Consider the following 25,353-nt stretch of genomic DNA (forward strand, 5'->3'; position numbering starts at 1 on the left):
TCATGGCAGATTACCAGGGCAAAAAAGTCGTTATCATCGGGTTGGGCCTTACTGGCCTGTCCTGCGTGGACTTTTTCCTCGCGCGCGGCGTGACGCCACGGGTGATGGATACGCGTGTTTCTCCGCCGGGTCTGGACAAACTGCCGGAACAGGTTGAACGCCACCTTGGTGGTCTGAATGATGACTGGCTGCTGGCAGCCGATCTGATTGTGGCCAGCCCCGGAATGGCGCTGGCGCACCCTTCACTGAGCGCCGCAGCCGATGCGGGCGTTGAGATTGTTGGTGATATCGAGCTGTTCTGCCGCGAAGCGCAGGCGCCTGTTATCGCCATTACTGGTTCTAACGGAAAAAGCACCGTCACTACCCTGGTAGGGGAGATGGCGAAAGCGGCGGGCATGAACGTTGGCGTTGGCGGAAATATCGGCCTGCCTGCACTGATGCTGCTGGACAAGGGCTGTGAACTGTATGTCCTGGAGCTTTCCAGCTTCCAGCTGGAAACAACTTCCAGCCTGCATGCGGCAGCGGCGACGATCCTCAACGTGACCGAAGATCATATGGATCGCTACCCATTTGGCCTGCAGCAGTATCGCGCCGCAAAACTACGCATTTATGAAAACGCGAAGGTCTGTGTCGTTAATGCCGATGATGCCCTGACCATGCCGGTACGCGGTGCCGACGAGCGCTGCATCAGCTTTGGTATCACCATGGGTGATTATCATCTGAACCGCCAGCTGGGGGAAACCTGGCTGCGCGTGAAAGGCGAGAAAGTGCTGAACGTGAAAGAGATGAAGCTTTCCGGCCAGCATAACTACACCAATGCGCTGGCGGCGCTGGCGCTGGCGGATGCCGCCGGTCTGCCACGCTCTTCCAGCCTGCAGGCGTTAACCACCTTTACCGGTCTGGCGCACCGTTTCCAGCTGGCGCTGGAGCATAACGGGGTGCGCTGGATCAATGATTCCAAAGCCACCAACGTAGGCAGTACTGAGGCCGCGCTGAATGGTTTGCAGGTTGAAGGTACCCTGCATCTGCTGCTGGGGGGCGACGGTAAATCCGCTGATTTCTCCTCACTGAAACAGTATCTTTCTGGCGATAACATCCGTCTGTACTGCTTTGGTCGTGACGGCAGTGAACTGGCTGAACTGCGCCCTGAAATTGCCGAGCAGACTGAAACCATGGAACAGGCCATGCGCCTGATTGCCCCTCGCGTGAAGCCGGGCGATATGGTGCTGCTCTCCCCGGCATGCGCCAGCCTCGATCAATTCAAGAATTTCGAACAGCGTGGTGATCTCTTTACCCGCCTGGCGAAGGAGTTAGGCTGATGCGTTTATCTCTCCCTCGCCTGAAAATGCCGCGCTTCCCAGGATTTGGTATCCTGGTGTGGTTGTTTGCGGCACTGAAAGGCTGGGTGATGGGCTCTCGTCAGAAAGATAACGACAGCCTGATTATGTACGATCGTACGCTCTTCTGGCTCACCCTGGGGCTGGCGGCGGTCGGCTTTATCATGGTGACGTCAGCATCGATGCCCGTCGGGCAGCGACTGGCGAACGATCCTTTCCTGTTTGCCAAGCGTGATGGTCTGTACATCATCCTGGCGTTCTGTCTTGCGCTGGTAACCTTACGTCTGCCAATGGCGTTCTGGCAGCGACACAGCACCGCGATGCTGATCGCCTCGATCATTATGCTGCTGATCGTCCTGGTGGTAGGTAGCTCCGTAAACGGGGCATCGCGCTGGATCGCCTTTGGCCCGCTGCGTATTCAGCCGGCAGAATTTACCAAACTGTCCCTGTTCTGCTACCTGGCGAACTACCTGGTGCGCAAAGTGGATGAAGTGCGTAACAACCTCCGCGGCTTCCTGAAACCGATGGGCGTGATTCTGGTGCTGGCGGTCTTACTGCTGGCACAGCCTGACCTCGGTACCGTGGTAGTACTGTTTGTAACGACGCTGGCGATGCTGTTCCTGGCGGGAGCGAAACTGTGGCAGTTCATCGCCATTATCGGGATGGGGATTTCAGCCGTTGTCCTGCTGATCCTCGCCGAACCCTACCGTATCCGCCGTGTGACCTCGTTCTGGAACCCGTGGGAAGACCCGTTTGGCAGTGGCTATCAGCTGACGCAGTCACTCATGGCGTTTGGCCGCGGTGAAGTCTGGGGACAAGGCCTGGGCAACTCGGTACAGAAACTGGAGTATTTACCCGAAGCGCATACTGACTTCATCTTCTCCATTATTGCGGAAGAACTGGGTTATATCGGTGTGGTATTAGCGCTATTAATGGTATTCTTCGTCGCTTTCCGCGCCATGTCGATTGGGCGGAAAGCGCTGGAGATCGATCACCGCTTCTCAGGTTTCTTAGCCTGCTCAATTGGTATCTGGTTTAGCTTCCAGGCATTGGTTAACGTCGGGGCCGCAGCGGGTATGCTGCCGACCAAGGGCCTGACGTTGCCGTTGATCAGTTATGGTGGTTCCAGTCTGTTGATTATGTCGACGGCCATCATGTTTTTGTTACGCATAGATTATGAGACGCGTCTGGAGAAAGCCCAGGCGTTTACACGAGGTTCACGATGAATCAACCGAAGCGGTTAATGGTGATGGCAGGCGGTACCGGCGGACATGTATTCCCGGGGCTGGCGGTTGCGCACCATTTAATGGATCAGGGCTGGCAGGTACGCTGGCTGGGAACCGCAGACCGCATGGAAGCCGACCTGGTACCGAAGCACGGTATTAAGATCGACTTTATTCGTATTTCTGGCCTTCGTGGCAAAGGTATTAAGGCCCAACTTCTGGCGCCGGTGCGCATTTTCAACGCATGGCGTCAGGCGCGCAGCATCATGAAGCGCTTTCAGCCTGATGTGGTGCTGGGCATGGGCGGTTATGTTTCAGGTCCGGGGGGACTTGCCGCGTGGTCGTTGGGCATTCCCGTCGTATTACATGAGCAGAATGGTATCGCCGGCCTGACCAACAAATGGCTGGCGAAAATCGCCACCAAAGTTATGCAGGCGTTTCCTGGTGCGTTCCCGAAAGCGGACGTCGTGGGTAACCCGGTGCGCGTGGACGTACTGGCGCTGCCGTTACCGGATGCCCGCATGGCTGGCCGTGAAGGACCGGTCCGTGTGTTGGTCGTCGGTGGATCGCAGGGGGCACGTATCCTGAACCAGACGATGCCGCAGGTTGCCGCAAAGCTGGGTGATGCCGTGACGATCTGGCATCAAAGCGGAAAAGGTGCTCAGCAGACCGTTGAGCAGGCTTATGCGGCAGAAGGCCAGCCGCAGCACAAAGTAACCGAGTTTATCGACGATATGGCAGCAGCGTATGCCTGGGCCGATGTCGTGGTCTGCCGCTCTGGCGCATTAACGGTCAGTGAAATTGCCGCTGCAGGTTTACCGGCCCTGTTTGTGCCGTTCCAGCACAAAGACCGTCAGCAGTACTGGAATGCGCTGCCGCTTGAAAAAGCCGGTGCCGCGAAAATTTTTGAGCAGCCACAATTTACCGCCGATGCGGTCGCCACCACCCTGGCGGGCTGGAACAGAGAAGCATTAATGGAGATGGCGCAACGCGCACGTGCGACAGCCATTCCTGATGCAACGGAACGGGTGGCAAAAGAAGTGAGCCTGGCAGCCCAGGCTTAACCCTCGCAGCGCGTGTTGCGCTGCACGAATTTTTAAGTAGTCGATGGCGTTTAGAGAATGAATACACAACAACTGGCAAAACTGCGTTCAATCGTGCCCGAGATGCGTCGCGTCCGGCACATTCACTTTGTTGGCATCGGTGGTGCTGGCATGGGCGGTATTGCCGAAGTGTTAGCTAACGAAGGCTATCAGATCAGCGGGTCTGACCTGGCGCCAAACCCTGTTACGCAGCAACTGGCGTCGCTTGGGGCGACTATCTATTTCAACCATCGCCCTGAAAACGTGCGCGATGCGAGTGTGGTGGTGGTATCCAGCGCCATCTCCTCTGATAACCCGGAAATCGTGGCCGCGCATGAAGCGCGTATTCCGGTGATCCGCCGCGCGGAAATGCTGGCAGAACTGATGCGTTTCCGTCACGGGATTGCGATTGCCGGGACGCACGGTAAAACCACGACGACGGCGATGGTGTCCAGTATTTATGCCGAAGCGGGTCTCGACCCGACCTTCGTTAACGGCGGCCTGGTAAAAGCAGCAGGTGTGCATGCGCGTCTGGGCCACAGCCGTTATCTGATTGCGGAAGCGGATGAGAGCGATGCGTCGTTCCTGCATCTGCAGCCGATGGTGGCGATTGTCACTAACATCGAAGCTGACCACATGGATACATACCAGGGCGACTTCGAGAACTTAAAGCAGACCTTTATCAACTTCCTGCACAACCTGCCGTTCTATGGACGCGCGGTAATGTGTGTGGACGATCCGGTCATTCGCGAGTTGCTGCCGCGGGTTGGTCGTCAGATCACCACCTATGGCTTCAGCGAAGACGCGGATGTCCGCGTGGAAGAGTACAAACAGATTGGTGCGCAGGGGCATTTCACCCTGGCGCGTCAGGACAAAGAACTCCTGCACGTGACGCTGAACGCTCCAGGACGTCATAACGCCCTGAACGCAGCCGCGGCGGTGGCCGTCGCGACGGAAGAAGGTATTGATGACGATGCGATCCTGCGTGCGCTGGAAAGCTTCCAGGGGACCGGGCGTCGTTTCGACTTCCTGGGTGAGTTCCCGCTGGATGCCGTGAACGGCAAACCGGGCACCGCCATGCTGGTGGACGACTATGGCCACCATCCGACCGAAGTGGACGCGACCATCAAGGCGGCGCGTGCGGGCTGGCCAGAGAAGAACCTGGTGATGATCTTCCAGCCGCACCGTTTTACGCGTACGCGCGATCTGTATGACGATTTCGCCAGCGTGCTGTCGCAGGTGGACACATTGCTGATGCTGGATGTTTATTCTGCGGGCGAAACGCCGATCCCGGGTGCGGACAGCCGTTCTCTGTGTCGAACCATTCGCGGACGCGGCAAAGTAGACCCTATTCTGGTTTCTGATCCTGCTCAGGTCGCCGAAATTCTGGCGCCGGTACTGACAGGTAACGATTTGATTCTGATTCAGGGTGCGGGAAATATCGGCAAAATCGCCCGTACCTTAGCTGAAATCAAACTGAAGCCGCAAACGCAGGAGGATGAGCATCATGGCTGATAAGATTGCTGTCCTGTCTGGCGGCACCTCCGCTGAGCGCGAGGTTTCCCTGAATTCAGGCGCTGCTGTACTGGCGGGCCTGCGTGAAGGGGGCGTTAATGCTCATCTGGTCGATCCGAAAGAGGTCGATGTGACGCAACTGAAAGCGATGGGCTTCGATAAAGTCTTTATTGCTTTACACGGTCGTGGCGGTGAAGACGGTACCCTGCAAGGATTGCTGGATTTAATCGGTATGCCCTACACCGGCAGCGGCGTGATGGCCTCCGCCATCTCAATGGATAAACTGCGCAGTAAACTGCTGTGGCAGGGCGCCGGTTTGCCCGTCGCGCCGTGGGTTGCGCTGACGCGTCGCGAATTTGAAATGGGCCTTCAGGACAGCGTTAATACACGCATTGCTGAGCTGGGCTTACCGGTTATTGTAAAGCCCAGCCGTGAAGGGTCGAGCGTGGGGATGTCCAAAGTGGATAAAGCTGATGATTTATCGGCTGCTTTAGCGCTGGCATTTCAACACGATGAAGAAGTTCTCATTGAAAAATGGCTCAGCGGACCGGAATTTACCGTGGCGATGCTTGGCGAAGAAATTTTACCGTCGATTCGCATCCAACCTGCTGGCGTATTCTATGATTATGAGGCGAAGTATCTCTCTGACGAGACGCAATATTTCTGCCCTGCAGGTCTTGAAGCAGAACGTGAAGCCGATTTACAGTCCCTGGTGCTTAAAGCCTGGAATGTTCTTGGGTGCAGTGGCTGGGGCCGCATTGATGTGATGCTCGACAGCGATGGGCAATTTTATTTGCTGGAAGCGAATACTTCTCCAGGCATGACCAGCCACAGCCTTGTGCCGATGGCCGCGCGTCAGGCGGGGATGAGCTTCTCGCAGTTAGTCGTACGTATTCTGGACCAGGCGGGCTGATATGTCTCAGGCTGCATTGAACACGCGCAACCGCGATGACGAGGAAGAATATTCTTCTTCACGCCGGAGTAATGGAACGCGTCTTGCAGGGATTATTTTCCTGCTCGGGGTGCTGTGCACCGTGTTTATCAGCGGCTGGATGGTACTGGGCTGGATGGAAGATGCGCAGCGGTTGCCGCTGTCGAAGCTGGTGGTCACCGGTGAACGCCACTACACGCGTAACGATGATATTCGCCAGTCAATTCTGGCACTGGGGTCGCCTGGCACCTTTATGACGCAGGATGTCAACATTATCCAGAGTCAGATTGAACGTCTGCCGTGGATAAAACAGGCGAGTGTAAGAAAGCAATGGCCTGATGAATTGAAGATTCATCTGGTTGAATATGTGCCCATTGCGCGTTGGAATGATCAGCACATGGTTGACGTAGACGGAAATTCCTTCAGCGTCCCGGCCGATCGTGTCAACAAGCAAAATTTACCGATGTTGTATGGTCCTGAAGGCAGCGAAAACGAAGTGTTACAGGGTTTTCGCGAGATGGGGCAAGTGCTGGCGAAGGACAGGTTTACGTTAAAAGATGCAGCGATGACGGCGCGCCGTTCATGGCAGCTCACCTTAACGAATGGCATTAAGCTCAACCTGGGCCGCGGCGACACAATGAAGCGTCTGGCGCGTTTTGTAGAACTTTACCCGGTTTTACAGCAGCAGGCACAGACTGACGGCAAACGGATAAGCTACGTTGATTTGCGCTATGACTCAGGCGCAGCAGTCGGTTGGGTACCGGCTCCGGTCGAGGAACCTAATCAGCAACAGAATCAGGCACAGGTACAGGCAGAACAACAATGATCAAGGCGACGGACAGAAAACTGGTAGTTGGACTGGAGATTGGCACCGCGAAGGTTGCCGCTTTAGTAGGGGAAGTTCTGCCCGACGGTATGGTCAATATCATTGGCGTGGGCAGTTGCCCGTCCCGTGGTATGGATAAAGGTGGGGTAAACGATCTTGAGTCGGTGGTGAAATGCGTCCAGCGCGCCATCGATCAGGCTGAATTAATGGCAGATTGCCAGATTTCCTCTGTCTATCTGGCCCTCTCTGGTAAGCATATTAGCTGCCAGAACGAAATTGGCATGGTGCCCATTTCTGAAGAAGAAGTGACGCAGGAAGATGTGGAGAACGTGGTGCACACGGCGAAATCCGTGCGCGTTCGCGATGAGCATCGCGTATTGCACGTGATTCCGCAAGAGTACGCGATTGACTACCAGGAAGGGATCAAGAACCCGGTTGGCCTTTCTGGCGTGCGTATGCAGGCAAAAGTGCACCTGATCACATGTCACAACGATATGGCGAAGAACATCGTAAAAGCCGTTGAACGTTGTGGCCTGAAAGTTGACCAACTTATTTTCGCCGGTCTGGCGGCAAGCTATTCCGTGCTGACCGAAGATGAACGTGAACTGGGCGTCTGTGTGGTCGATATTGGTGGTGGTACAATGGATATGGCCGTGTATACCGGCGGTGCCCTGCGCCACACTAAAGTGATCCCTTACGCGGGGAACGTGGTAACCAGCGATATTGCCTACGCGTTTGGTACGCCGCCAAGCGATGCAGAAGCGATTAAAGTGCGCCACGGTTGTGCGCTGGGGTCTATCGTTGGCAAAGATGAGAGCGTTGAAGTGCCAAGCGTGGGCGGTCGTCCGCCGCGTAGCCTGCAGCGCCAGACGTTGGCAGAGGTGATTGAGCCACGCTATACCGAGCTGCTCAACCTGGTCAATGAAGAGATTTTGCAATTACAGGAACAGCTTCGCCAGCAGGGCGTAAAACATCATCTTGCGGCGGGGATTGTATTAACCGGCGGTGCAGCGCAAATTGAAGGTCTTGCGGCCTGTGCGCAACGTGTATTCCATACGCAGGTGCGTATTGGCGCACCGCTGAATATTACCGGTTTAACGGATTATGCCCAGGAGCCTTACTATTCAACGGCTGTGGGCCTGCTCCACTACGGGAAAGAATCCCATCTCAGTGGTGAAGCAGAAGTGGAAAAACGCGTCTCAGTGGGGTCGTGGGTCAAACGACTGAACAACTGGCTGCGAAAAGAGTTTTAATTTTTTTAAGAGACCGGAGAGAATTAACGGTCTCGGGCGACAGGCACAACGGAGAGAGAAATTATGTTTGAACCTATGGAACTGACCAACGACGCGGTGATTAAAGTCATCGGCGTCGGTGGCGGCGGCGGTAACGCCGTAGAGCATATGGTGCGCGAGCGCATTGAAGGTGTCGAATTCTTTGCGGTTAACACCGATGCACAGGCACTGCGTAAGACGGCTGTAGGCCAGACGATTCAGATCGGTGGTGGCATCACTAAAGGTCTGGGCGCAGGGGCTAACCCGGAAGTGGGTCGCAATGCGGCTGAAGAAGATCGTGAGGCCCTGCGTGCGGCACTGGAAGGTGCGGACATGGTCTTTATCGCAGCAGGTATGGGCGGTGGTACAGGTACCGGCGCAGCACCTGTTGTGGCCGAAGTGGCTAAAGATTTGGGGATCCTGACCGTTGCTGTCGTGACCAAGCCTTTCAACTTTGAAGGCAAGAAGCGTATGGCATCCGCGGAGCAGGGTATCACCGAGCTGTCCAAGCATGTGGACTCGCTGATCACCATCCCGAACGACAAACTGCTGAAAGTGCTGGGTCGCGGTATCTCCCTGCTGGATGCCTTTGGCGCAGCAAACGACGTGCTGAAAGGCGCGGTTCAGGGTATCGCTGAACTGATTACCCGTCCTGGCCTGATGAACGTTGACTTTGCTGACGTTCGCACCGTGATGTCCGAAATGGGCTACGCGATGATGGGCTCCGGCGTGGCGAGCGGTGAAGACCGTGCGGAAGAAGCGGCTGAAATGGCTATCTCTTCTCCTCTGCTGGAAGATATCGATCTGTCTGGTGCGCGTGGCGTGCTGGTCAACATCACCGCTGGCTTTGACCTGCGTCTGGATGAGTTCGAAACCGTGGGTAACACCATCCGTGCGTTCGCCTCTGACAACGCTACCGTGGTAATCGGTACATCCCTTGACCCGGAAATGAACGACGAGCTGCGTGTGACGGTTGTAGCTACCGGTATCGGTATGGACAAGCGTCCTGAAATCACTCTGGTGACCAACAAGCAGACTCAGCAGCCGGTTATGGATCGTTACCAGCAGCACGGTATGTCTCCTCTGACTCAGGAGCAAAAACCGGCCGCAAAAGTGGTTAATGACCCAACGCCGCAAACGGCGAAAGAGCCAGATTATCTGGATATCCCGGCGTTCCTGCGTAAGCAAGCTGACTAAGAATTGGCTGGAATTTGGGGATTTCCGCTCTTTGTGCTAAACTGGCCCACCGTTAGTGATATACACTCTCGGTTGGATAGTTAATTTGGCGAGATTATACGATGATCAAACAAAGGACACTTAAACGTATCGTTCAGGCGACGGGTGTCGGTTTACATACCGGCAAGAAAGTCACCCTGACGTTACGCCCTGCGCCGGCCAATACCGGGGTCATCTATCGTCGCACCGACTTGAATCCACCGGTAGATTTTCCGGCCGATGCCAAATCTGTGCGTGATACTATGCTCTGTACTTGTCTGGTGAACGAGCATGACGTGCGGATTTCTACCGTAGAGCACCTGAACGCCGCCCTGGCGGGTCTGGGTATCGACAACATTATTGTTGAAGTCGATGCGCCAGAAATCCCGATCATGGATGGTAGTGCTGCTCCGTTCGTTTATCTGTTGCTGGATGCCGGCATCGAAGAACTGAACTGCGCGAAGAAATTTGTTCGCATCAAAGAGACCGTTCGCGTCGAAGATGGCGACAAGTGGGCTGAATTCAAACCGTACAATGGTTTCTCGTTGGACTTCACCATCGATTTTAACCATCCGGCGATTGATGCCAGCACCCAACGCTATGCGATGAACTTCTCTGCTGATGCGTTTATGCGCCAGATCAGCCGTGCTCGTACTTTCGGCTTCATGCGTGATATCGAATATCTGCAGTCCCGCGGCCTGTGCCTGGGCGGCAGCTTCGATTGTGCCATCGTTGTTGACGATTATCGCGTACTGAACGAAGACGGTCTGCGTTTCGAAGATGAATTCGTTCGCCACAAAATGCTTGATGCAATTGGCGACCTGTTCATGTGTGGTCACAACATTATCGGTGCCTTTACCGCGTTCAAATCCGGTCATGCACTGAATAACAAACTCTTGCAGGCCGTCCTGGCAAAACAGGAAGCCTGGGAGTATGTGACCTTCGAAGACGAAGCTGAACTGCCACTGGCCTTCAAAGCGCCTGGCCTGGTTCTGGCGTAACGGTTCAAGCCGTTTCGTAAAAAATCGACTGGTTAACCTGGTACTCTCTCCGACCAGGAAGACCAGTCGTTTTTATTTGTACCCTTCTAAGATTTGCCCCCAGCTTCTCCTTTCGCTTGGCAGGCGTAGAAAATCTGTGCGTTAGCTGCATTCTTGACCGTTTTTCCCCGCTGCAGTACGTCATTCCTGCTGCTGTGTATTGGCTTTAGTGGTAATATCTGGGCGCTTAAAAGAATAACTGAAATCAGCCTGTTTAAGACGGGCTTATGTGGTGGAGCAAGTGAGCGGAATTCTGACGCGCTGGCGACAATTTGGCAGACGTTACTTCTGGCCGCATCTCTTATTAGGGATGGTCGCGGCGAGTTTCGGCTTACCTGCGCTCAGCAACAGCGCTGAAGCTGCCACACCGGCAAAGACGTCAGCCACCAAACACGATCTCACCGCGCGCGTTAATTTCACCAATCTTGCGTGGCTTGAAGCCAGCCGCCGTCCTAACTTTTCGGTAGATTACTGGCAGCAGCACGCCATCCGCACGGTTATCCGCCATCTGTCATTTGCAATGGCTCCGCAGGCCATACCGGTTGCTGAAGAGACGCTACCGGTGCAGGCGCAACACCTTGCGCTGCTGGATACGCTCAACGCGCTGTTGACTCAGGACAGCCAGCCTGCTGTTACCGTTCAGCAGACAGCACAATCCGCCGTGGTTTCACCCGCCACTTTCTCTGTCTCGACGTGGATAAGCCAGGTTCACGGTATCCGCGCCGGGCCACAACGCCTCAGTTAAATTAACCTTTTTCAATACCTTAATTTATCTGCCCAGTATGGGGCGTTTGAGAATTTATTATGCTAATCAAATTATTAACCAAAGTTTTTGGTAGTCGTAACGATCGTACCCTGCGCCGTATGCGCAAAGCTGTCGCTGTCATCAACGGTATGGAACCGGCGATGGAGAAGCTGTCTGATGACGAACTGAAAGCGAAAACCGCAGAATTCCGCGCACGCCTGGAAAAAGGCGAAACCTTAGAAAGCCTGATCCCGGAAGCCTTCGCGGTTGTGCGTGAAGCGAGTAAACGTGTATTCGGTATGCGTCACTTCGACGTGCAGCTGCTGGGCGGTATGGTGCTTAATGAGCGCTGCATCGCGGAAATGCGTACCGGTGAAGGTAAAACCCTGACTGCAACGCTGCCTGCGTACCTGAACGCACTGACCGGTAAAGGCGTGCACGTCGTGACCGTCAACGACTATCTGGCACAGCGTGACGCCGAAAATAACCGTCCATTGTTCGAATTCCTGGGGATGACCGTCGGCATCAACATGTCCGGCCTTCCTGCGCCCGCCAAGCGTGAAGCGTATAACGCCGATATCACCTACGGTACCAACAACGAATATGGCTTCGACTACCTGCGTGACAACATGGCGTTCAGCCCTGAAGAACGCGTGCAGCGTAAACTGCACTATGCGCTGGTGGATGAGGTGGACTCCATTCTGATCGATGAAGCGCGTACCCCGCTGATCATCTCCGGCCCGGCCGAAGACAGCTCTGATATGTACCGTAAAGTCGACAAAATCATTCCGCACCTGCTACGTCAGGAGAAAGAAGACTCCGATACCTTCCAGGGCGAAGGCCACTTCTCCGTCGATGAAAAAGCGCGCCAGGTGAACCTGACCGAACGCGGTCTGGTTAAAATTGAAGAGCTGTTAGTGGCTGAAGGCATCATGGAAGAGGGCGAGTCTCTCTACTCCCCGAGCAACATCATGCTGATGCACCACGTGACTGCCGCACTGCGCGCTCATGCGCTGTTCACTCGTGACGTCGACTACATCGTCAAAGACGGCGAAGTCATCATCGTTGATGAGCACACCGGCCGTACCATGCAGGGTCGTCGCTGGTCTGACGGTCTGCACCAGGCCGTTGAAGCCAAAGAAGGCGTGGATATTCAAAACGAAAACCAGACGCTGGCGTCAATCACCTTCCAGAACTACTTCCGCCTGTACGAGAAGCTGGCAGGGATGACCGGTACAGCAGATACCGAAGCGTTTGAATTCAGCTCCATCTACAAACTGGATACCGTTGTCGTTCCAACCAACCGTCCAATGATCCGTAAGGACATGCCGGACCTGGTCTACATGACCGAAGCGGAAAAAATTCAGGCAATCATCGAAGATATTCGCGAACGTACTGCTAAAGGCCAGCCGGTGTTGGTGGGGACCATCTCCATCGAGAAATCCGAGGTGGTGTCTAATGAGCTGACCAAAGCGGGTATCAAGCACAACGTATTGAATGCCAAATTCCACGCCAAAGAAGCAGATATCGTTGCGCAGGCGGGGTATCCGGCGGCTGTGACCATCGCCACCAACATGGCGGGTCGTGGTACCGATATTATGCTGGGCGGTAGCTGGCAGGCCGAAGTGGCTGAGCTGGAAAACCCAACGCCGGAGCAGATTGCGCAGATCAAAGCCGACTGGCAGGTGCGTCATGACGCGGTTCTGGCATCTGGTGGTCTGCACATCATTGGTACTGAGCGTCACGAATCACGTCGCATCGATAACCAGCTGCGTGGTCGTGCAGGTCGTCAGGGTGATGCCGGTTCTTCCCGCTTCTATCTGTCGATGGAAGATGCCCTGATGCGTATCTTCGCCTCTGACCGTGTTTCCGGCATGATGCGTAAGCTGGGGATGAAACCTGGTGAAGCCATTGAGCACCCATGGGTGACCAAAGCGATTGCCAACGCGCAGCGTAAAGTGGAAAGCCGCAACTTCGATATTCGTAAGCAGCTGCTGGAATATGACGACGTCGCCAACGATCAGCGTCGTGCTATCTATACCCAGCGTAACGAACTGCTGGACGTATCCGACGTGAGCGAAACCATCAACAGCATTCGTGAAGATGTGTTCAAAGCGACTATCGATGCGCACATTCCGCCTCAGTCTCTGGAAGAGATGTGGGATATCGAAGGCCTTCAGGAGCGCCTGAAAAACGACTTCGACCTCGACCTGCCAATCAAAGAGTGGCTGGATAAAGAGCCTGAGCTGCACGAAGAGACCCTGCGCGAACGTATCTACGAAACCGCGCTGGAGGTATATAAGCGTAAGGAAGAGGTTGTGGGCGCTGAGATGATGCGTCACTTCGAAAAAGGAGTGATGCTGCAGACGCTGGACTCACTGTGGAAAGAGCACCTGGCGGCGATGGACTACCTGCGTCAGGGGATCCACCTGCGTGGCTATGCGCAGAAAGATCCTAAGCAGGAGTACAAGCGCGAATCCTTCTCTATGTTTGCCTCCATGCTGGAATCGCTGAAATATGAAGTTATCAGCACCCTGAGCAAAGTGCAGGTGCGTATGCCGGAAGAAGTGGAAGCGATGGAGCAGCAGCGTCGTGAGGAAGCTGAGCGTCTGGCACAGATGCAGCAGCTCAGCCACCAGACTGACGATAGCGAAGCCGCAGCGGCGATTGCCGCGCAGACCGGCGATCGCAAAGTGGGGCGTAACGATCCGTGCCCATGCGGTTCCGGTAAAAAATATAAGGCGTGCCACGGCCGTCTGAGCTAAGTTCATAAAAAACGAAAAGGCGCAGATTTCTGCGCCTTTTTTATGGAAGTGACAATATGAAAATACTGCAAATTGCCGTCGGGATTATTCGCAACCCGCAAAACCAAATCTTTATTACGCAACGCGCCGCTGACGCCCACATGGCAAACAAGTGGGAGTTTCCCGGCGGGAAAATCGAGTCCGGTGAAACGCCAGAGCAGGCGCTGGTACGTGAGCTGCAGGAAGAGGTCGGCATTACTCCGATTGGCGCAACGCTGTTTGATAAGCTGGAATACCAGTTTCCGGATCGTCACATCACGCTGTGGTTCTGGCTTGTGGAAAGCTGGGAGGGGGAACCCTGGGGGAAAGAGGGGCAACCGGGTGGCTGGGTTTCGCTTCACGCGAGTGATGCCGAAAAATTTCCTCCGGCAAATGCGCCCGTCATATCCCGTCTAACGGGCAACCAGTAGGCCTGCTAAGCGAAGCGCCAGCAGGCTTTGAACTTTACTGCTGGTTCTCGCTCCAGTCATCGCTATCCGAAAGATCGCCTTCACTTGGAATGCGTTTCTCCTCCGCCGCCCATTCGCCCAGGTCAATTAACTGACAGCGCTTACAGCAGAATGGGCGAAACGGACTTACCTCTCCCCAGACAACAGTTTTGCCACAAGTTGGGCAGTTTACGGTGGTGACATCAGACATAGGCACTCCTTAACAACAGGCCAGTTCAAAATCGAGGCGTTCCGGCACGGTGCCATTTTCACTATCCAGCGGCATAAAGCGAATCGCAAAACGACTCTTATGCCCGGAGATTTGCGGGTAAAGCTGTTCACCCAGAGAGAGGTTCAGACGCAGCAGATCCGCATCATCACCGTTGTCCTGATAGAAACCGTTCAGGCTGGTTTGCTTGCGGAATGGCGCCGAGTTACGGATGAGATCGAGGATCAGGGATAACGTCTGATGCATCGGCTCCAGGCTGTCCAGCCAGCTTTTCACCTGTGCATCACGCTGGACCTGCGGCATATGCAACCACATATGCAGTGTCGGCAGGTCAAAGCTGCAGCAGCCGCCCGGGATACTCAGGCGCTGGCGCACCAGCCCGATTAAGCGGTCTTCGCGCAAAAACTGCCCGACGCGGGGAGCGGCCATCAGCGTACTGCTGCTGTTTTTAAGCTGCTGACGGAGTGAATCAATGCGGCTCTGGTCAACGCCCGGGACTTCGGCCCAGGCCTGTAATTTACGCTGCTGGCGCTCCAGCTCTTTCAGGAGCTCTGTGCGGACGTCGCCCCGCTCAATCACATCCAGAAGATCGCCCACATTGCGGAAGAAGTGCAGCGCCGCCGCGTGATCGTTGATGGGCAAATGTTGTGAGAGTTGTTGAATCAGAAATTCGATACGCAGCCAGGTACGCATTTTTTCGTTGAGCGGATGCTCAAAAAGGATGTGGGTCGACATTATGGTTTTTCCTGTGCAACGGCCTGCGCGGCATACGTCAGATACTGCGCGTGCAGGCGGGCAACATCCGATGCAATGGCATCTGGTGCGCCGTTATTATCAATAACATCATCCGCAACGGCAAGGCGCTGAGCGCGCGTGGCCTGAGCGGCAAGAATTTGTTCAGCCTGTTCGCGCGAGACATGGTCGCGCGCCACGGTGCGCTGGATTTGCGTTTCGGGTGAGACATCAATGACCAGTACCCGGTCCGCTTTATTGTGCAGTTGATTCTCTACCAGCAGCGGAACCACCCACAGAACATACGGTGAGCGGGCTGCGGCAATCTGACGCTGGGTTTCCTGGTGGATAATGGGGTGGAGCAGAGCATTAAGCCAGGCCTTTTCTGAAGAATCAGAAAAAATGCATTCGCGAAGCTTACGACGGTTTAGCGTGCCATCCGCATTGATAATTGCCTGACCAAAATGTGCCTTAATGGCGTTTAATGCGGGTGTATCTGGCTCTACCACCTGACGGGCAATAATATCGGCATCGATTATGGTGATACCCAGACGAGAAAATGCGTCCGCAACGGTACTTTTCCCGCTACCGATGCCGCCGGTTAATGCGACGATATACCCCATTAAATCAAATCCTGGGAATTATTCATTATTAAAATCAGTTGGTTAAAATTCAAACGTGCGCCAGCCACTGTTTGGCTCTCTTTACCGGCTTTTTACCAGGTAAATTTATAGGATTGTAGCGTAAAAAAAGAGAATTTCGCAGTCTTGCGGAGCAGGTATTAGTGCGTATGATAACGTCACTGGAGTTGTGCTTTTAACATATTTGCCTCTAACCCCAGGAATCCGCACATGCGTATCGAAGAAGATCTGAAGTTAGGTTTCAAAGACGTTCTTATCCGCCCTAAACGCTCTACACTGAAAAGTCGCTCAGACGTTGAACTCGAACGTCAATTCACCTTTAAACATTCCGGTCAGACCTGGTCTGGCGTGCCGATTATCGCAGCCAATATGGATACGGTGGGAACCTTCGAGATGGCAACCGCGCTGGCGAAATTCGATATCCTCACCGCTGTGCATAAGCACTACACCCCGGAAGAGTGGAATGCCTTTATCACCTCTGCATCCGATGATGTGGTGAAGCATGTCATGGTTTCCACCGGTACCTCCGATGCCGATTTCGAGAAGACCAAACAGATTCTCAACGCTAACCCGGCGCTCAATTTTGTCTGTATTGATGTGGCAAATGGTTACTCCGAGCACTTCGTGCAGTTTGTCAGCAAGGCACGTGAGGCCTGGCCCACCAAAACCATCATTGCGGGCAACGTGGTGACGGGGGAAATGTGTGAAGAGCTGATCCTTTCCGGTGCTGATATCGTGAAAGTCGGGATTGGTCCGGGTTCCGTGTGTACCACGCGTGTGAAGACCGGCGTGGGTTATCCTCAACTTTCCGCGGTCATTGAGTGTGCAGATGCTGCGCATGGTCTGGGCGGCCAGATCATCAGCGACGGCGGTTGCACCATGCCGGGTGATGTCGCGAAAGCCTTTGGCGGCGGCGCGGACTTCGTGATGCTCGGCGGTATGCTGGCGGGCCATGAAGAGAGCGGCGGTACCGTGGTTGAAGAGAACGGCGAGAAGTTCATGCTGTTCTACGGCATGAGCTCTGAATCGGCAATGACCCGTCACGTGGGCGGCGTGGCAAAATACCGTGCCGCCGAAGGCAAAACCGTGAAGCTGCCCCTGCGTGGCCCGGTTGAAAACACGGCTCGTGACATCCTGGGTGGCCTGCGTTCCGCATGCACCTACGTTGGGGCATCCCGTCTGAAAGAGCTGACAAAACGCACGACGTTTATCCGCGTTCAGGAACAGGAAAACCGCGTATTCAATAGCCTGTAATGTTTCCGCTGGCGTATGTCCGTACGCCAGCGTTATCCCGCGCTCATTGCATCCCCGAGATGGAAAATGGGCAGATACATCGCCACAACCAGCGTACCGATAATCACCCCTGTTACAATCAGTAGCGCCGGCTCCAGAAGGGCTGCCAGATTATCTGCCAGCTGAAAAGTTTGCTCCGTATGATGGCGAGCAAGGTTTTCCAGCATAATGTCGAGTGCCCCTGAGACCTCTCCGGTTCGGATGAGTTGAATGCACAGCGGGGTAAAGACCGCCGCTTTCTGAAATGACGACCAGACGGTAATGCCTTTTTCAATGTCCTCACGAACGCTGCGCAGTATGTCTTGCCAGTAGCGGCTATCAACGGTCTCTTCCGCGCTCTGTAATCCCTGTAAAAAGGGGATGCCTGCCTGCTGCGTGAGTGACAGTACGGTAAAGATCTGCCCCAGTTTTTGCCCTCTCGCCAGCCTTCCCGTCACGGGAATATGCATCAGGATGCGCTGCCAGCGCGGATCCTGTCGTAGCGTGTAGGCAGCAACCGCAGGAATAAGCAACAGCACGAACAGGGCAAGGGCGTATGTCTGCATAAATTCCGACAGGCCCATAACCATCTGTGTCAGCCCTGGCAGGGGCGTGTTAAATGTCTTGTAGATAGCCGCGAATTCCGGCAAGACCAGGGTAACCATGGCCAGTACAACGACTGCGGCCAGCGTCAGGATGATCATCGGATAGCGCAACGCCTTCTTCACTTTCGCTGCGAGTTGCTGCTGGGATTTTTGCTGCTGAGCGAGCTGGCGGCAGCACGTTTCCAGTTTCCCCGTTAGCTCCCCTGTTTTTACCATCGAGACATACAGCGGGCTAAATACCGCAGGCCATCGCTTCAGCGCCTCTGAAAAGGCACATCCCTCGCTCAGATCATCATTCATGTTTTCCAGCAGCGCCTGCCAGTGTTTGACAGGGTGTTGATCGGCCAGCATTTGCAGACTTTGCGATAACGTCAGGCCAGCCTGCAACAGTGTGGCAAGCTGGCGAAACATCTCATAGCAATGATGGGGTCGCCAGCGGTGCGTCAGCGAGCATCGGGTGAGCGAAAGTGGGTGTAACTCTTTACGCATCAGCCTGACGAAGGCCGTTTCGCGATCTGGCGCCCACAGTACCCCACACAGAGATTCGCCTTCACTGGACAGCGCCAGCCAGCGCCAGAGATGATTAACACTCATTAGGCATTCCCAGCACGCGCAGCAACTCTTCCAGCGTGGTCAGCCCTTGCTCAACGGCCAGACAACCCTGCTCAAATAACGATGTCATTCCCGCCTGACGGGCGCTGGCTTTGATGACCTCTATCGAGGCACCACTGGCGATGGCCTGCCGGAGCGTGGTGTCAATGGCGAGGACTTCAAAAATGGCGACGCGACCATAAAAGCCGTGATAGCAGCGATCGCAGCCGCCAGGTTGCCAGCGAGGAAGCTGTCGGGGCCATACGGTGCGCGGTAATTCTGCGCGGCTGTCGGCTTCCTGCCGACAGTGAGGGCACAGACGACGCACCAGCCGCTGGGCAATCACCAGCGAAAGTGCAGAGGAGATCATCCAGCGTGCGACCCCCATCTGCTGCAGGCGAATTAAGGTTTCCGTCGTGGAGTTGGTGTGCAGCGTCGACAGCACCAGATGCCCGGTCTGCGCGGCGTTAATGGCAATTTCTGCCGTTTCACCATCGCGGATCTCGCCTACCATAATGATGTCCGGATCCTGGCGCAGGAGCGCCCGCAGAACGCTCTGAAAGGTTAACCCCGCACGGGGATTGATCTGCGTTTGGTTCAGCCCCGCCAGCGGGATCTCAATCGGATCTTCCACGCTGCAGATGTTGACGTCAGGGGTATTACGCGCCTGCAAGGCGCTATAGAGCGTCACCGTTTTTCCGCTACCGGTGGGGCCCGTGACTAAAATCAGCCCCTGCGGTTGACGGAGGATCTCATTAAAGCGGGCCAGTTGCTCTGGGCTCATTCCCAGTTTTTCGGGTTCCAGCGCCTGATGAACCTGATGCAGCAGGCGCAGCACAATTTTCTCTCCGCCGCTGCAGGGAAGCGTGGCGATGCGAAAAGAGACCGGCTCGCTTGCCAGTTCAATTGTAAATTGACCATCCTGCGGTAAACGGCGCTCCGCAATATCCAGTTGGCCCAGCACTTTTAAGCGCGCGGTGAGGGTATTTGCCACCGCTGCAGAAAGCGGGGGCAGCGGGCAAAGCACACCGTCAACACGCAAGCGGACCTGACAGATATCCCCCATCGGTTCGATATGAATGTCAGATGCGCGCTGGTTTATCGCCTGCTGCAGGGTGTGGTTGAGAATATCCACCGTGTTGTGCGGCGTTAAAACAACCGGGAGGTGTGATTGCGCGGTTAACTGCCGGTGTTTTTCCATGCGCTCCGCTGTCCAGCATTCAATATCAATACGTTTTTGCGTGGCGAAACGCAGCGCTTCCATCAGTTCAGCGCCGGGATTTCCCACGACGGCGATGCTGATCATGTCGGTGTCGCTGGCGAGCAGCAGGGCATGGTGGCGCTGGCACAGGGCGATGAGTTGATCTGAATTCATTATTCACTCCTGTCAGTGACTGTCGAAGCGGAAAACGTCTTCACAGGCTTGTTTGAGCGCGCCGTCGTTACTGATATCGCAGCTACGGTTCCAGCCCGTCATACCGTTGCCACTGCTCCATTGCGGCGTCACCACCACCTCTAGCCCGTTAAGACTCTCCTGGCCCGTTAACGACACGACGCCCTGCGTCACGCTCATTCCAGAGACATACCGTGTTGTCGTGGGGGAAGGGATACCGTTACTGCCGCCGTCACAGCTCGTTACGCCGCCATGTTCCAGCGCACAAAGCTCAATGGCCGTACGATAGGGCACGAACGTTTGCAGCATGTCGGTCAGGGCCGCTTTTCGCAGGTAGTTCTGGTAGGCGGGAATGCCGATGGCGCTCAAAATGGCAATAATGCCGATCACGACCATCAGCTCAATGAGCGTAAAGCCTTGTTGTCTGTCCATATCTGCTCCTCAGAGTTAAGTGGCACAACTCTGACAGAGGCAAAAAAAGCAGACGAGGGACAAAAAAAGGAACGTGAAGCGGCTTTCAGGGATTTCTCGCAGGCTTGCAAAGAAGAGCAGTGAATTTGCGAGTGAGGCTGAAATTTCCCCTCTCCGGGTGAGAGGGGAATAGACGTTATTTGAAGCGCATGGAGAGGTCGAGGGCGTGTACGTGTTTGGTCAGCGCGCCGACGGAGATGTAATCCACTCCAGTCTCGGCGAATTCGCGGATGGTCTCGAACGTCACGTTGCCGGACACCTCCAGCTGTGCCTGCCCGTTGGTGAGCTTCACCGCCTCACGCATCTGCGCTGTTTCAAAGTTATCGAGCATGATGATATCGGCACCGGCCTTGATGGCCTGCTCCAGCTCATCGAGGTTTTCAACTTCCACTTCAACCGGCACATCCGGGTGCAGCCAGAAGGCTTTCTCCACCGCCTGACGCACGGAGCCAGAGGCAATAATGTGGTTCTCTTTAATCAGGAAGGCGTCGGACAACCCCAGACGGTGGTTGGCTCCCCCGCCACAAAGCACCGCGTACTTTAATGCCGTGCGCAGACCCGGCAGCGTTTTACGGGTGTCCAGCAGCTGCGTGCGGGTGCCGGCCAGCAGGTTAACGTAACGACGCACTTCGCTTGCCACACCAGACAAGGTCTGCACGAAGTTAAGGGCGGTACGTTCGCCAGTCAGCAACACGCGTGACGGGCCTTCAAGCTCAAACAGCGGCTGGTTTGCGGTAATCGCGTCACCGTCTTCAACATGCCAGGTGATTTGCACATCATCGCCAGCCAGTTGGGTAAAGACCTCTTCAACCCAGCGCTTGCCGCAAAACACGCCATCTTCACGGGTGATGATCACGGCGTGTGAGCGCGTCTCTTTCGGCAATAATTGTGCGGTAATATCGTTGTCCGCGCTGACGTCACCGCCCAGATCTTCTTTCAAAGCATGGGCAACGCTTGCCGGAATATCCATATTAATACGTTCCAGAAGCGCTTCACGTCGGTGGTCGGGGTTGTAGCGGCGAGGCGGCATGATAAAACTCCAAATTGGTAACGAATCATAATATTGAAACATGCTACTCTGAACCGAGTAACAGCACCATACATAAGGAGTTCCAGCATGTTGTTAGAAGACGGATGGCTGGTGGATGCGCGGCGTGTACCCTCGCCGCACCACGATGGCCGCCCGGAGGATGAAAAGCCCACACTGCTGGTGGTTCATAACATTAGTCTCCCGCCGGGTGAGTTTGGCGGTCCGTGGATCGATGCGTTATTCACGGGAACGATAGATCCCGATGCCCATCCTTTCTTTGCTGAGATTGCGCATCTGCGCGTATCGGCGCACTGCCTGATCCGTCGCGATGGCGAAGTGGTTCAGTATGTTCCTTTTGATAAGCGCGCCTGGCATGCGGGTGTCTCGATGTATCAGGGGCGCGAGCGTTGCAATGATTTTTCCATTGGGATTGAACTGGAAGGCACTGACACCACCCCTTATACCGATGCACAGTACCAACGGTTGGTGGATGTCACCCAAACGCTGATCGGGCTTTACCCTGAGATTGCAGAGAACATGACAGGACACTGTGATATCGCCCCGGCGAGAAAAACCGATCCTGGCCCTGCATTTGACTGGCCCCGGTTTCGCGCCATGCTTACCGCGTCGTCAGAATAAGGAGATAACATGACGTTGTTTACCATGCTGCTGGTTATCATCGCAGAACGCTTGTTCAAACTCGGTGAGCACTGGCATCTGGATCACCGGCTGGAGGTGCTTTTCCGCCGGATTAACCATTTTTCCATGCTGCGTACGCTGCTGATGACCGCGGGCGTGATGGTGATTACGTTCTTGCTGCTGCGCTCACTATACGGCCTCTTTTTCAACGTGCCGTTGCTGGTGGTGTGGATCCTGCTCGGCGTGTTGTGCATTGGCGCCGGCAAGGTGCGTATGCACTATCACGCTTATCTGAAAGCCGCTTCCCGGGATGATGCGCATGCACGTAGCGCCATGGCCAGCGAGCTGACGATGATCCACGGCGTGCCGCCGGATTGTGATGAACGCGAGTTCCTGCGTGAACTGCAAAACGCGCTGCTGTGGATTAACTTCCGCTACTACCTGGCGCCGCTGTTCTGGTTTGTGGTGGGGGGCCCGTGGGGGCCGGTACTGCTGATGGGATATGCGTTCCTGCGCGCCTGGCAGACCTGGCTTGCCCGCTATCTCACCCCGCATGAACGTTTGCTCTCTGGCATTGATGCCATTCTGCATGTGCTCGACTGGCTTCCGGTTCGTCTGGTGGGCGTGGTCTACGCGCTTATTGGGCACGGCGAAAAAGCGCTCCCGGCGTGGTTCGCGTCGCTTGGCGACCGTCATACCTCGCAGTATCAGGTGCTCACACGCCTGGCACAGTTCTCCCTGGCGCGTGAGCCGCATACCGACAAGATAGAAACGCCGAAAGCGGCGGTCTCGATGGCGAAGAAAACGTCGTTTGTGGTGGTCGTTGTTGTGGCGTTGCTGACCATTTACGGCACGCTGGTCTGAACCCGCGCGCCGTAGCGGTTACGGTGTATCAGCAGGCGGGATGCCAAAATCAGGCATCCCGTTTTCGTGCCAGCGGACGAGCTTCAGGCGGGTATGACGATTGGGGTCATAAAGCGGATCGCCTTCAATTTCGGTGTAATTTCGCGCGTGATACACCAGCACATCTTCTCCTTCCGGCGTTTGTGTAAAGCTGTTATGGCCTGGCCCATACTGGCGGTTTTCGTAGCTGGTGACGAAGACCGGACGTGAGGCTTTGTGCCAGTTCGCTGGGTTTTGCGGATCGGCATTGATCTCTGTCCACAGCAGCCCCATGCAGTAGTTCTCGTCGGTCGCGCTGGCGGAATAGCTGATAAACAGCCTGTCGCCGTGGAACAACACCGCCGGACCTTCGTTGACCCAAAAGCCCCGGCACTCCCAGTCATATTCCGGTTTACTGAGCATCACCGGCTCGCCTTTCAGCGTCCACGGGTTCTCCATTTCACATAAATAAAGGTTGGAGTTTCCGGAGATATCCGGGGCTTTTTGCGCCCACAGATACCAGCGTTTCCCCTGATGCACGAACGTGGTGGCATCCAGCGCAAAGGTGTCGAACGGCGTTTTTACCTGGCCTTTTTCAGTCCACGTGCCGGTTAGCGGGTCGCGGTCGGCACACTCCAGCACAAACATGCGGTGCTGGAACATGCCCAGACCGTCCAGCGCCTGGGTGTGCGCGGCGGCAAAATAGATGTACCACTTGCCGTCGATATGATGCAGTTCCGGCGCCCAGATAAGCTGGCTCATTGGGCCGGTCTGCGGTTTGCGCCATACGACCACCTCGTCGGCACTGCGCAGCCCTTCCAGCGACGCTGCCCGGCGGATCGCCAGCCTGTCGTATTGCGGCACGGAGGCGATAAAATAGTATTGCCCTTCATGACGCAGAATGTATGGGTCGGCGCGTTGTTCAATAAACGGGTTAGGCCAGTTATGCATGCGGCGTTCCTTCTTTTGTTTCGACTCTCGTTTCCTGCCAGGCGTTCAGTTCGCTGTAGTTGGCGCGGCGTTTCTCCAGGTCGAGCTGGATCTGTTTCATGGTTTCCCGATCCACTTTCAGCAGTCGCACTACGCCGGCAGTGATCAAATACCCCACGCCCGGGATCACCGTAAACAGCAGGACGATCCCGTTAATAGCATCCGCGCTTTGTGCTTTCGCGCCGGCGTCGTAGCCATACCAGGAGAGCAGGAAGCCCACCATCGCGCCAGCAATCGCCAGCCCCAGCTTGAGGAAGAAGATATTGCCCGAGAAGCTGATCCCGGTGATGCGTTTACCGGTTTTCCACTCGCCATAGTCGTCCACATCGGCCATTAGCGACCAGTGTAGCGGAGATGGGATCTGGTGAAGAATGTTAAGCAGGAAGTAGAGCACCACGATGGTGACGGTGGCTTTCGGGTCGAAGAAATAGAACGCGCAGGAGAAAATCGCCAGCACGATGTTGGTCCAGAAGAACACTTTCAGCTTACACCAGCGGTCGGTCAGCACTTTCGCCAGCATACTGCCGAACATCATGCCCACCACACCCAGGCTGATAAACAGGGTGGCAAAGTGGGTGCTCTGGCCCATCACCCAGGTGACGTAATACATGGTGGCCGCCATGCGGATAAAGCCCGGGCAGACGTTGCAGAGGGTCAGCAGCAAAATGCGTACCCACTGGTCGTTTTTCCACACGTCCTTCAGATCGTTTTTCAGCTCATCATGGGTCTGTACCGCCGGACGCACACGCTCACGCACGGTGGAGAAGCAGAACAGGAACATACAGGTGCCAATCAGCGCCAGCACGGTCATCGCCATCTGATAACCTTTGGCTTTGTTATCGCCACCAAACCAGTCGGCCATCGGCAGGAGCGTGAGCGACAGCAAAAGCGTGGCAATACCGACCATGACAAAGCGATAGGACTGGCAGGCCACGCGCTCTTTTGGATCGTTGGTAATCACGCCGCCCAGCGAGCAGTAAGGAATGTTGATGGCCGTATAGGTTAACGAGAGCAGGAAGTAGGTCACAAAAGCATAGATAACTTTGCTGTTATAGCTCCACTCAGGGGTGGTGAACATCAGGATGCTGAACAGCGCATAAGGGAACGCAATCCACAAAAGCCATGGACGAAACCGCCCATATTTACTGCGGGTACGGTCAGCGATGGCCCCCATGATGGGGTCCGTAACGGCATCAATGACGCGCACAGACAGCAGCAATACGCCGACCAGCGCAGGTGCCAGACCAAAAATGTCGGTATAAAAATAATTAACAAACAACATGATGGCGCCGAAGATGATATTGCATCCTGCATCGCCCATCCCATAGCCGATCTTCTCTTTTACTGACAATTTATTGTTATCCATTGACTGCTCTCCGGGTGACGGTATGGAGAGAATTATTTGCTGGCTAATCGATATATGCGTTGCAGTATCAGGGCGGTGATATGGATAAAGCGGCT

The 25,353-nt window shown here is 55.2% G+C and carries 24 protein-coding genes; 15 read left to right on the top strand and 9 right to left on the bottom strand.

Going from position 1 to position 25,353, the window contains the following annotated elements; all coding sequences use genetic code 11:
• The first annotated feature begins 2 nt into the window (after nt 1-2).
• From murD to mutT, 12 genes are all read left to right on the top strand, one after another.
• The gene (gene murD / locus EKN38_RS09920) at nt 3-1,319 is read left to right on the top strand and encodes a UDP-N-acetylmuramoyl-L-alanine--D-glutamate ligase (protein ID WP_014830648.1); all 1,317 of its coding nucleotides are present in this window, start codon (nt 3-5) and stop codon (nt 1,317-1,319) included.
• On the top strand, nt 1,319-2,563 hold the full coding sequence (ftsW, locus tag EKN38_RS09925; protein WP_046889332.1) for a cell division protein FtsW: 1,245 nt from the start codon (nt 1,319-1,321) through the stop codon (nt 2,561-2,563). Before murD ends, ftsW begins: the two co-directional genes overlap by 1 nt.
• Entirely contained in the window at nt 2,560-3,624 is a 1,065-nt protein-coding gene (gene murG, locus EKN38_RS09930; protein ID WP_014830650.1) for an undecaprenyldiphospho-muramoylpentapeptide beta-N-acetylglucosaminyltransferase, read from the top strand. The genes ftsW and murG overlap by 4 nt, the downstream gene beginning before the upstream one ends.
• Before the next feature lie 57 nt (nt 3,625-3,681).
• The gene (gene murC, locus EKN38_RS09935; protein ID WP_013095575.1) at nt 3,682-5,157 is read left to right on the top strand and encodes a UDP-N-acetylmuramate--L-alanine ligase; all 1,476 of its coding nucleotides are present in this window, start codon (nt 3,682-3,684) and stop codon (nt 5,155-5,157) included.
• Complete coding sequence (locus EKN38_RS09940; RefSeq protein WP_014830651.1) at nt 5,150-6,070, top strand: D-alanine--D-alanine ligase; 921 nt, start codon at nt 5,150-5,152, stop codon at nt 6,068-6,070. Before murC ends, EKN38_RS09940 begins: the two co-directional genes overlap by 8 nt.
• Nucleotide 6,071: 1 nt before the next feature.
• On the top strand, nt 6,072-6,914 hold the full coding sequence (ftsQ, locus tag EKN38_RS09945) for a cell division protein FtsQ (protein WP_014830652.1): 843 nt from the start codon (nt 6,072-6,074) through the stop codon (nt 6,912-6,914).
• Nucleotides 6,911-8,167, top strand: a complete 1,257-nt coding sequence (gene ftsA / locus EKN38_RS09950) for a cell division protein FtsA (RefSeq protein ID WP_006173845.1) — start codon at nt 6,911-6,913, stop codon at nt 8,165-8,167. Before ftsQ ends, ftsA begins: the two co-directional genes overlap by 4 nt.
• Before the next feature lie 63 nt (nt 8,168-8,230).
• Entirely contained in the window at nt 8,231-9,382 is a 1,152-nt protein-coding gene (gene ftsZ / locus EKN38_RS09955) for a cell division protein FtsZ (RefSeq protein ID WP_126522042.1), read from the top strand.
• Nucleotides 9,383-9,483: 101 nt separating this feature from the next.
• Nucleotides 9,484-10,401 carry a UDP-3-O-acyl-N-acetylglucosamine deacetylase gene (lpxC, locus tag EKN38_RS09960; protein ID WP_013095578.1) on the top strand — a complete coding sequence of 306 codons (918 nt, stop codon included), beginning with the start codon at nt 9,484-9,486 and terminating at the stop codon, nt 10,399-10,401.
• 280 nt (nt 10,402-10,681) lie between these two features.
• A complete protein-coding gene (gene secM / locus EKN38_RS09965; RefSeq protein ID WP_014830653.1) occupies nt 10,682-11,185 on the top strand; it encodes a secA translation cis-regulator SecM in 504 nt (167 codons plus the stop codon).
• Between the two features lie 59 nt (nt 11,186-11,244).
• Nucleotides 11,245-13,950 carry a preprotein translocase subunit SecA gene (secA, locus tag EKN38_RS09970; protein WP_013095581.1) on the top strand — a complete coding sequence of 902 codons (2,706 nt, stop codon included), beginning with the start codon at nt 11,245-11,247 and terminating at the stop codon, nt 13,948-13,950.
• Nucleotides 13,951-14,006: 56 nt separating this feature from the next.
• Nucleotides 14,007-14,399 carry an 8-oxo-dGTP diphosphatase MutT gene (gene mutT, locus EKN38_RS09975; RefSeq protein ID WP_014830654.1) on the top strand — a complete coding sequence of 131 codons (393 nt, stop codon included), beginning with the start codon at nt 14,007-14,009 and terminating at the stop codon, nt 14,397-14,399.
• A 34-nt stretch (nt 14,400-14,433) separates the two neighbouring features.
• Here the strand turns inward: mutT and yacG are convergent, their stop codons facing one another.
• The 3 genes from yacG to coaE are packed head-to-tail and all read right to left on the bottom strand — an operon-like array spanning nt 14,434 to nt 16,001.
• The gene (yacG, locus tag EKN38_RS09980; RefSeq protein WP_003856332.1) at nt 14,434-14,628 is read right to left on the bottom strand and encodes a DNA gyrase inhibitor YacG; all 195 of its coding nucleotides are present in this window, start codon (nt 14,626-14,628) and stop codon (nt 14,434-14,436) included.
• 9 nt (nt 14,629-14,637) lie between these two features.
• Nucleotides 14,638-15,381, bottom strand: a complete 744-nt coding sequence (gene zapD, locus EKN38_RS09985; protein ID WP_014830655.1) for a cell division protein ZapD — start codon at nt 15,379-15,381, stop codon at nt 14,638-14,640.
• Nucleotides 15,381-16,001: a dephospho-CoA kinase gene (gene coaE / locus EKN38_RS09990; protein WP_014830656.1), complete on the bottom strand. Its 621-nt coding sequence runs from the start codon at nt 15,999-16,001 to the stop codon at nt 15,381-15,383. The genes zapD and coaE overlap by 1 nt, the downstream gene beginning before the upstream one ends.
• Before the next feature lie 228 nt (nt 16,002-16,229).
• On the opposite strand from coaE, the gene EKN38_RS09995 reads away from it, so the two are divergent.
• Nucleotides 16,230-17,273 (top strand): GMP reductase, encoded by a 1,044-nt coding sequence (locus EKN38_RS09995; RefSeq protein ID WP_014830657.1) that lies wholly within the window; start codon nt 16,230-16,232, stop codon nt 17,271-17,273.
• A 32-nt stretch (nt 17,274-17,305) separates the two neighbouring features.
• Here the strand turns inward: EKN38_RS09995 and hofC are convergent, their stop codons facing one another.
• The 4 genes from hofC to nadC all read right to left on the bottom strand — a co-directional run bounded on the left by hofC (nt 17,306) and on the right by nadC (nt 21,381).
• The gene (gene hofC / locus EKN38_RS10000) at nt 17,306-18,490 is read right to left on the bottom strand and encodes a protein transport protein HofC (RefSeq protein ID WP_014830658.1); all 1,185 of its coding nucleotides are present in this window, start codon (nt 18,488-18,490) and stop codon (nt 17,306-17,308) included.
• Nucleotides 18,480-19,862, bottom strand: a complete 1,383-nt coding sequence (gspE, locus tag EKN38_RS10005; RefSeq protein ID WP_014830659.1) for a type II secretion system protein GspE — start codon at nt 19,860-19,862, stop codon at nt 18,480-18,482. The genes hofC and gspE overlap by 11 nt, the downstream gene beginning before the upstream one ends.
• Before the next feature lie 12 nt (nt 19,863-19,874).
• Nucleotides 19,875-20,312 carry a prepilin peptidase-dependent pilin gene (ppdD, locus tag EKN38_RS10010; protein ID WP_014830660.1) on the bottom strand — a complete coding sequence of 146 codons (438 nt, stop codon included), beginning with the start codon at nt 20,310-20,312 and terminating at the stop codon, nt 19,875-19,877.
• A 175-nt stretch (nt 20,313-20,487) separates the two neighbouring features.
• Nucleotides 20,488-21,381: a carboxylating nicotinate-nucleotide diphosphorylase gene (gene nadC, locus EKN38_RS10015; RefSeq protein ID WP_014830661.1), complete on the bottom strand. Its 894-nt coding sequence runs from the start codon at nt 21,379-21,381 to the stop codon at nt 20,488-20,490.
• Nucleotides 21,382-21,468: 87 nt separating this feature from the next.
• Here nadC and ampD point away from each other — a divergent pair, with 87 nt between their 5' ends.
• Both ampD and ampE read left to right on the top strand, forming a co-directional pair.
• The gene (gene ampD / locus EKN38_RS10020; RefSeq protein ID WP_014830662.1) at nt 21,469-22,020 is read left to right on the top strand and encodes a 1,6-anhydro-N-acetylmuramyl-L-alanine amidase AmpD; all 552 of its coding nucleotides are present in this window, start codon (nt 21,469-21,471) and stop codon (nt 22,018-22,020) included.
• 9 nt (nt 22,021-22,029) lie between these two features.
• The gene (gene ampE / locus EKN38_RS10025) at nt 22,030-22,884 is read left to right on the top strand and encodes a beta-lactamase regulator AmpE (RefSeq protein WP_014830663.1); all 855 of its coding nucleotides are present in this window, start codon (nt 22,030-22,032) and stop codon (nt 22,882-22,884) included.
• A gap of 18 nt (nt 22,885-22,902) precedes the next feature.
• Here the strand turns inward: ampE and EKN38_RS10030 are convergent, their stop codons facing one another.
• Together EKN38_RS10030 and EKN38_RS10035 are read right to left on the bottom strand one after the other, a co-directional pair.
• Nucleotides 22,903-23,853 (bottom strand): family 43 glycosylhydrolase, encoded by a 951-nt coding sequence (locus EKN38_RS10030; protein WP_014830664.1) that lies wholly within the window; start codon nt 23,851-23,853, stop codon nt 22,903-22,905.
• Nucleotides 23,846-25,258: a glycoside-pentoside-hexuronide (GPH):cation symporter gene (locus EKN38_RS10035; protein ID WP_014830665.1), complete on the bottom strand. Its 1,413-nt coding sequence runs from the start codon at nt 25,256-25,258 to the stop codon at nt 23,846-23,848. Before EKN38_RS10035 ends, EKN38_RS10030 begins: the two co-directional genes overlap by 8 nt.
• Nucleotides 25,259-25,353: the final 95 nt, after the last annotated feature.

Source organism: Enterobacter sp. WCHEn045836 (genome assembly GCF_003965585.1).
Classification (GTDB): domain Bacteria; phylum Pseudomonadota; class Gammaproteobacteria; order Enterobacterales; family Enterobacteriaceae; genus Enterobacter; species Enterobacter dissolvens.

What these genes read in the sequence shown, in the direction of transcription:
- murD (WP_014830648.1), top strand. Translation starts at nt 3, where the DNA reads ATGGCAGATTACCAGGGCAAAAAAGTCGTTATCATCGGGTTGGGCCTT.
- ftsW (WP_046889332.1), top strand. Translation starts at nt 1,319, where the DNA reads ATGCGTTTATCTCTCCCTCGCCTGAAAATGCCGCGCTTCCCAGGATTT.
- murG (WP_014830650.1), top strand. Translation starts at nt 2,560, where the DNA reads ATGAATCAACCGAAGCGGTTAATGGTGATGGCAGGCGGTACCGGCGGA.
- murC (WP_013095575.1), top strand. Translation starts at nt 3,682, where the DNA reads ATGAATACACAACAACTGGCAAAACTGCGTTCAATCGTGCCCGAGATG.
- EKN38_RS09940 (WP_014830651.1), top strand. Translation starts at nt 5,150, where the DNA reads ATGGCTGATAAGATTGCTGTCCTGTCTGGCGGCACCTCCGCTGAGCGC.
- ftsQ (WP_014830652.1), top strand. Translation starts at nt 6,072, where the DNA reads ATGTCTCAGGCTGCATTGAACACGCGCAACCGCGATGACGAGGAAGAA.
- ftsA (WP_006173845.1), top strand. Translation starts at nt 6,911, where the DNA reads ATGATCAAGGCGACGGACAGAAAACTGGTAGTTGGACTGGAGATTGGC.
- ftsZ (WP_126522042.1), top strand. Translation starts at nt 8,231, where the DNA reads ATGTTTGAACCTATGGAACTGACCAACGACGCGGTGATTAAAGTCATC.
- lpxC (WP_013095578.1), top strand. Translation starts at nt 9,484, where the DNA reads ATGATCAAACAAAGGACACTTAAACGTATCGTTCAGGCGACGGGTGTC.
- secA (WP_013095581.1), top strand. Translation starts at nt 11,245, where the DNA reads ATGCTAATCAAATTATTAACCAAAGTTTTTGGTAGTCGTAACGATCGT.
- mutT (WP_014830654.1), top strand. Translation starts at nt 14,007, where the DNA reads ATGAAAATACTGCAAATTGCCGTCGGGATTATTCGCAACCCGCAAAAC.
- yacG (WP_003856332.1), bottom strand. Translation starts at nt 14,628, where the DNA reads ATGTCTGATGTCACCACCGTAAACTGCCCAACTTGTGGCAAAACTGTT.
- zapD (WP_014830655.1), bottom strand. Translation starts at nt 15,381, where the DNA reads ATGTCGACCCACATCCTTTTTGAGCATCCGCTCAACGAAAAAATGCGT.
- coaE (WP_014830656.1), bottom strand. Translation starts at nt 16,001, where the DNA reads ATGGGGTATATCGTCGCATTAACCGGCGGCATCGGTAGCGGGAAAAGT.
- EKN38_RS09995 (WP_014830657.1), top strand. Translation starts at nt 16,230, where the DNA reads ATGCGTATCGAAGAAGATCTGAAGTTAGGTTTCAAAGACGTTCTTATC.
- hofC (WP_014830658.1), bottom strand. Translation starts at nt 18,490, where the DNA reads ATGAGTGTTAATCATCTCTGGCGCTGGCTGGCGCTGTCCAGTGAAGGC.
- gspE (WP_014830659.1), bottom strand. Translation starts at nt 19,862, where the DNA reads ATGAATTCAGATCAACTCATCGCCCTGTGCCAGCGCCACCATGCCCTG.
- ppdD (WP_014830660.1), bottom strand. Translation starts at nt 20,312, where the DNA reads ATGGACAGACAACAAGGCTTTACGCTCATTGAGCTGATGGTCGTGATC.
- nadC (WP_014830661.1), bottom strand. Translation starts at nt 21,381, where the DNA reads ATGCCGCCTCGCCGCTACAACCCCGACCACCGACGTGAAGCGCTTCTG.
- ampD (WP_014830662.1), top strand. Translation starts at nt 21,469, where the DNA reads ATGTTGTTAGAAGACGGATGGCTGGTGGATGCGCGGCGTGTACCCTCG.
- ampE (WP_014830663.1), top strand. Translation starts at nt 22,030, where the DNA reads ATGACGTTGTTTACCATGCTGCTGGTTATCATCGCAGAACGCTTGTTC.
- EKN38_RS10030 (WP_014830664.1), bottom strand. Translation starts at nt 23,853, where the DNA reads ATGCATAACTGGCCTAACCCGTTTATTGAACAACGCGCCGACCCATAC.
- EKN38_RS10035 (WP_014830665.1), bottom strand. Translation starts at nt 25,258, where the DNA reads ATGGATAACAATAAATTGTCAGTAAAAGAGAAGATCGGCTATGGGATG.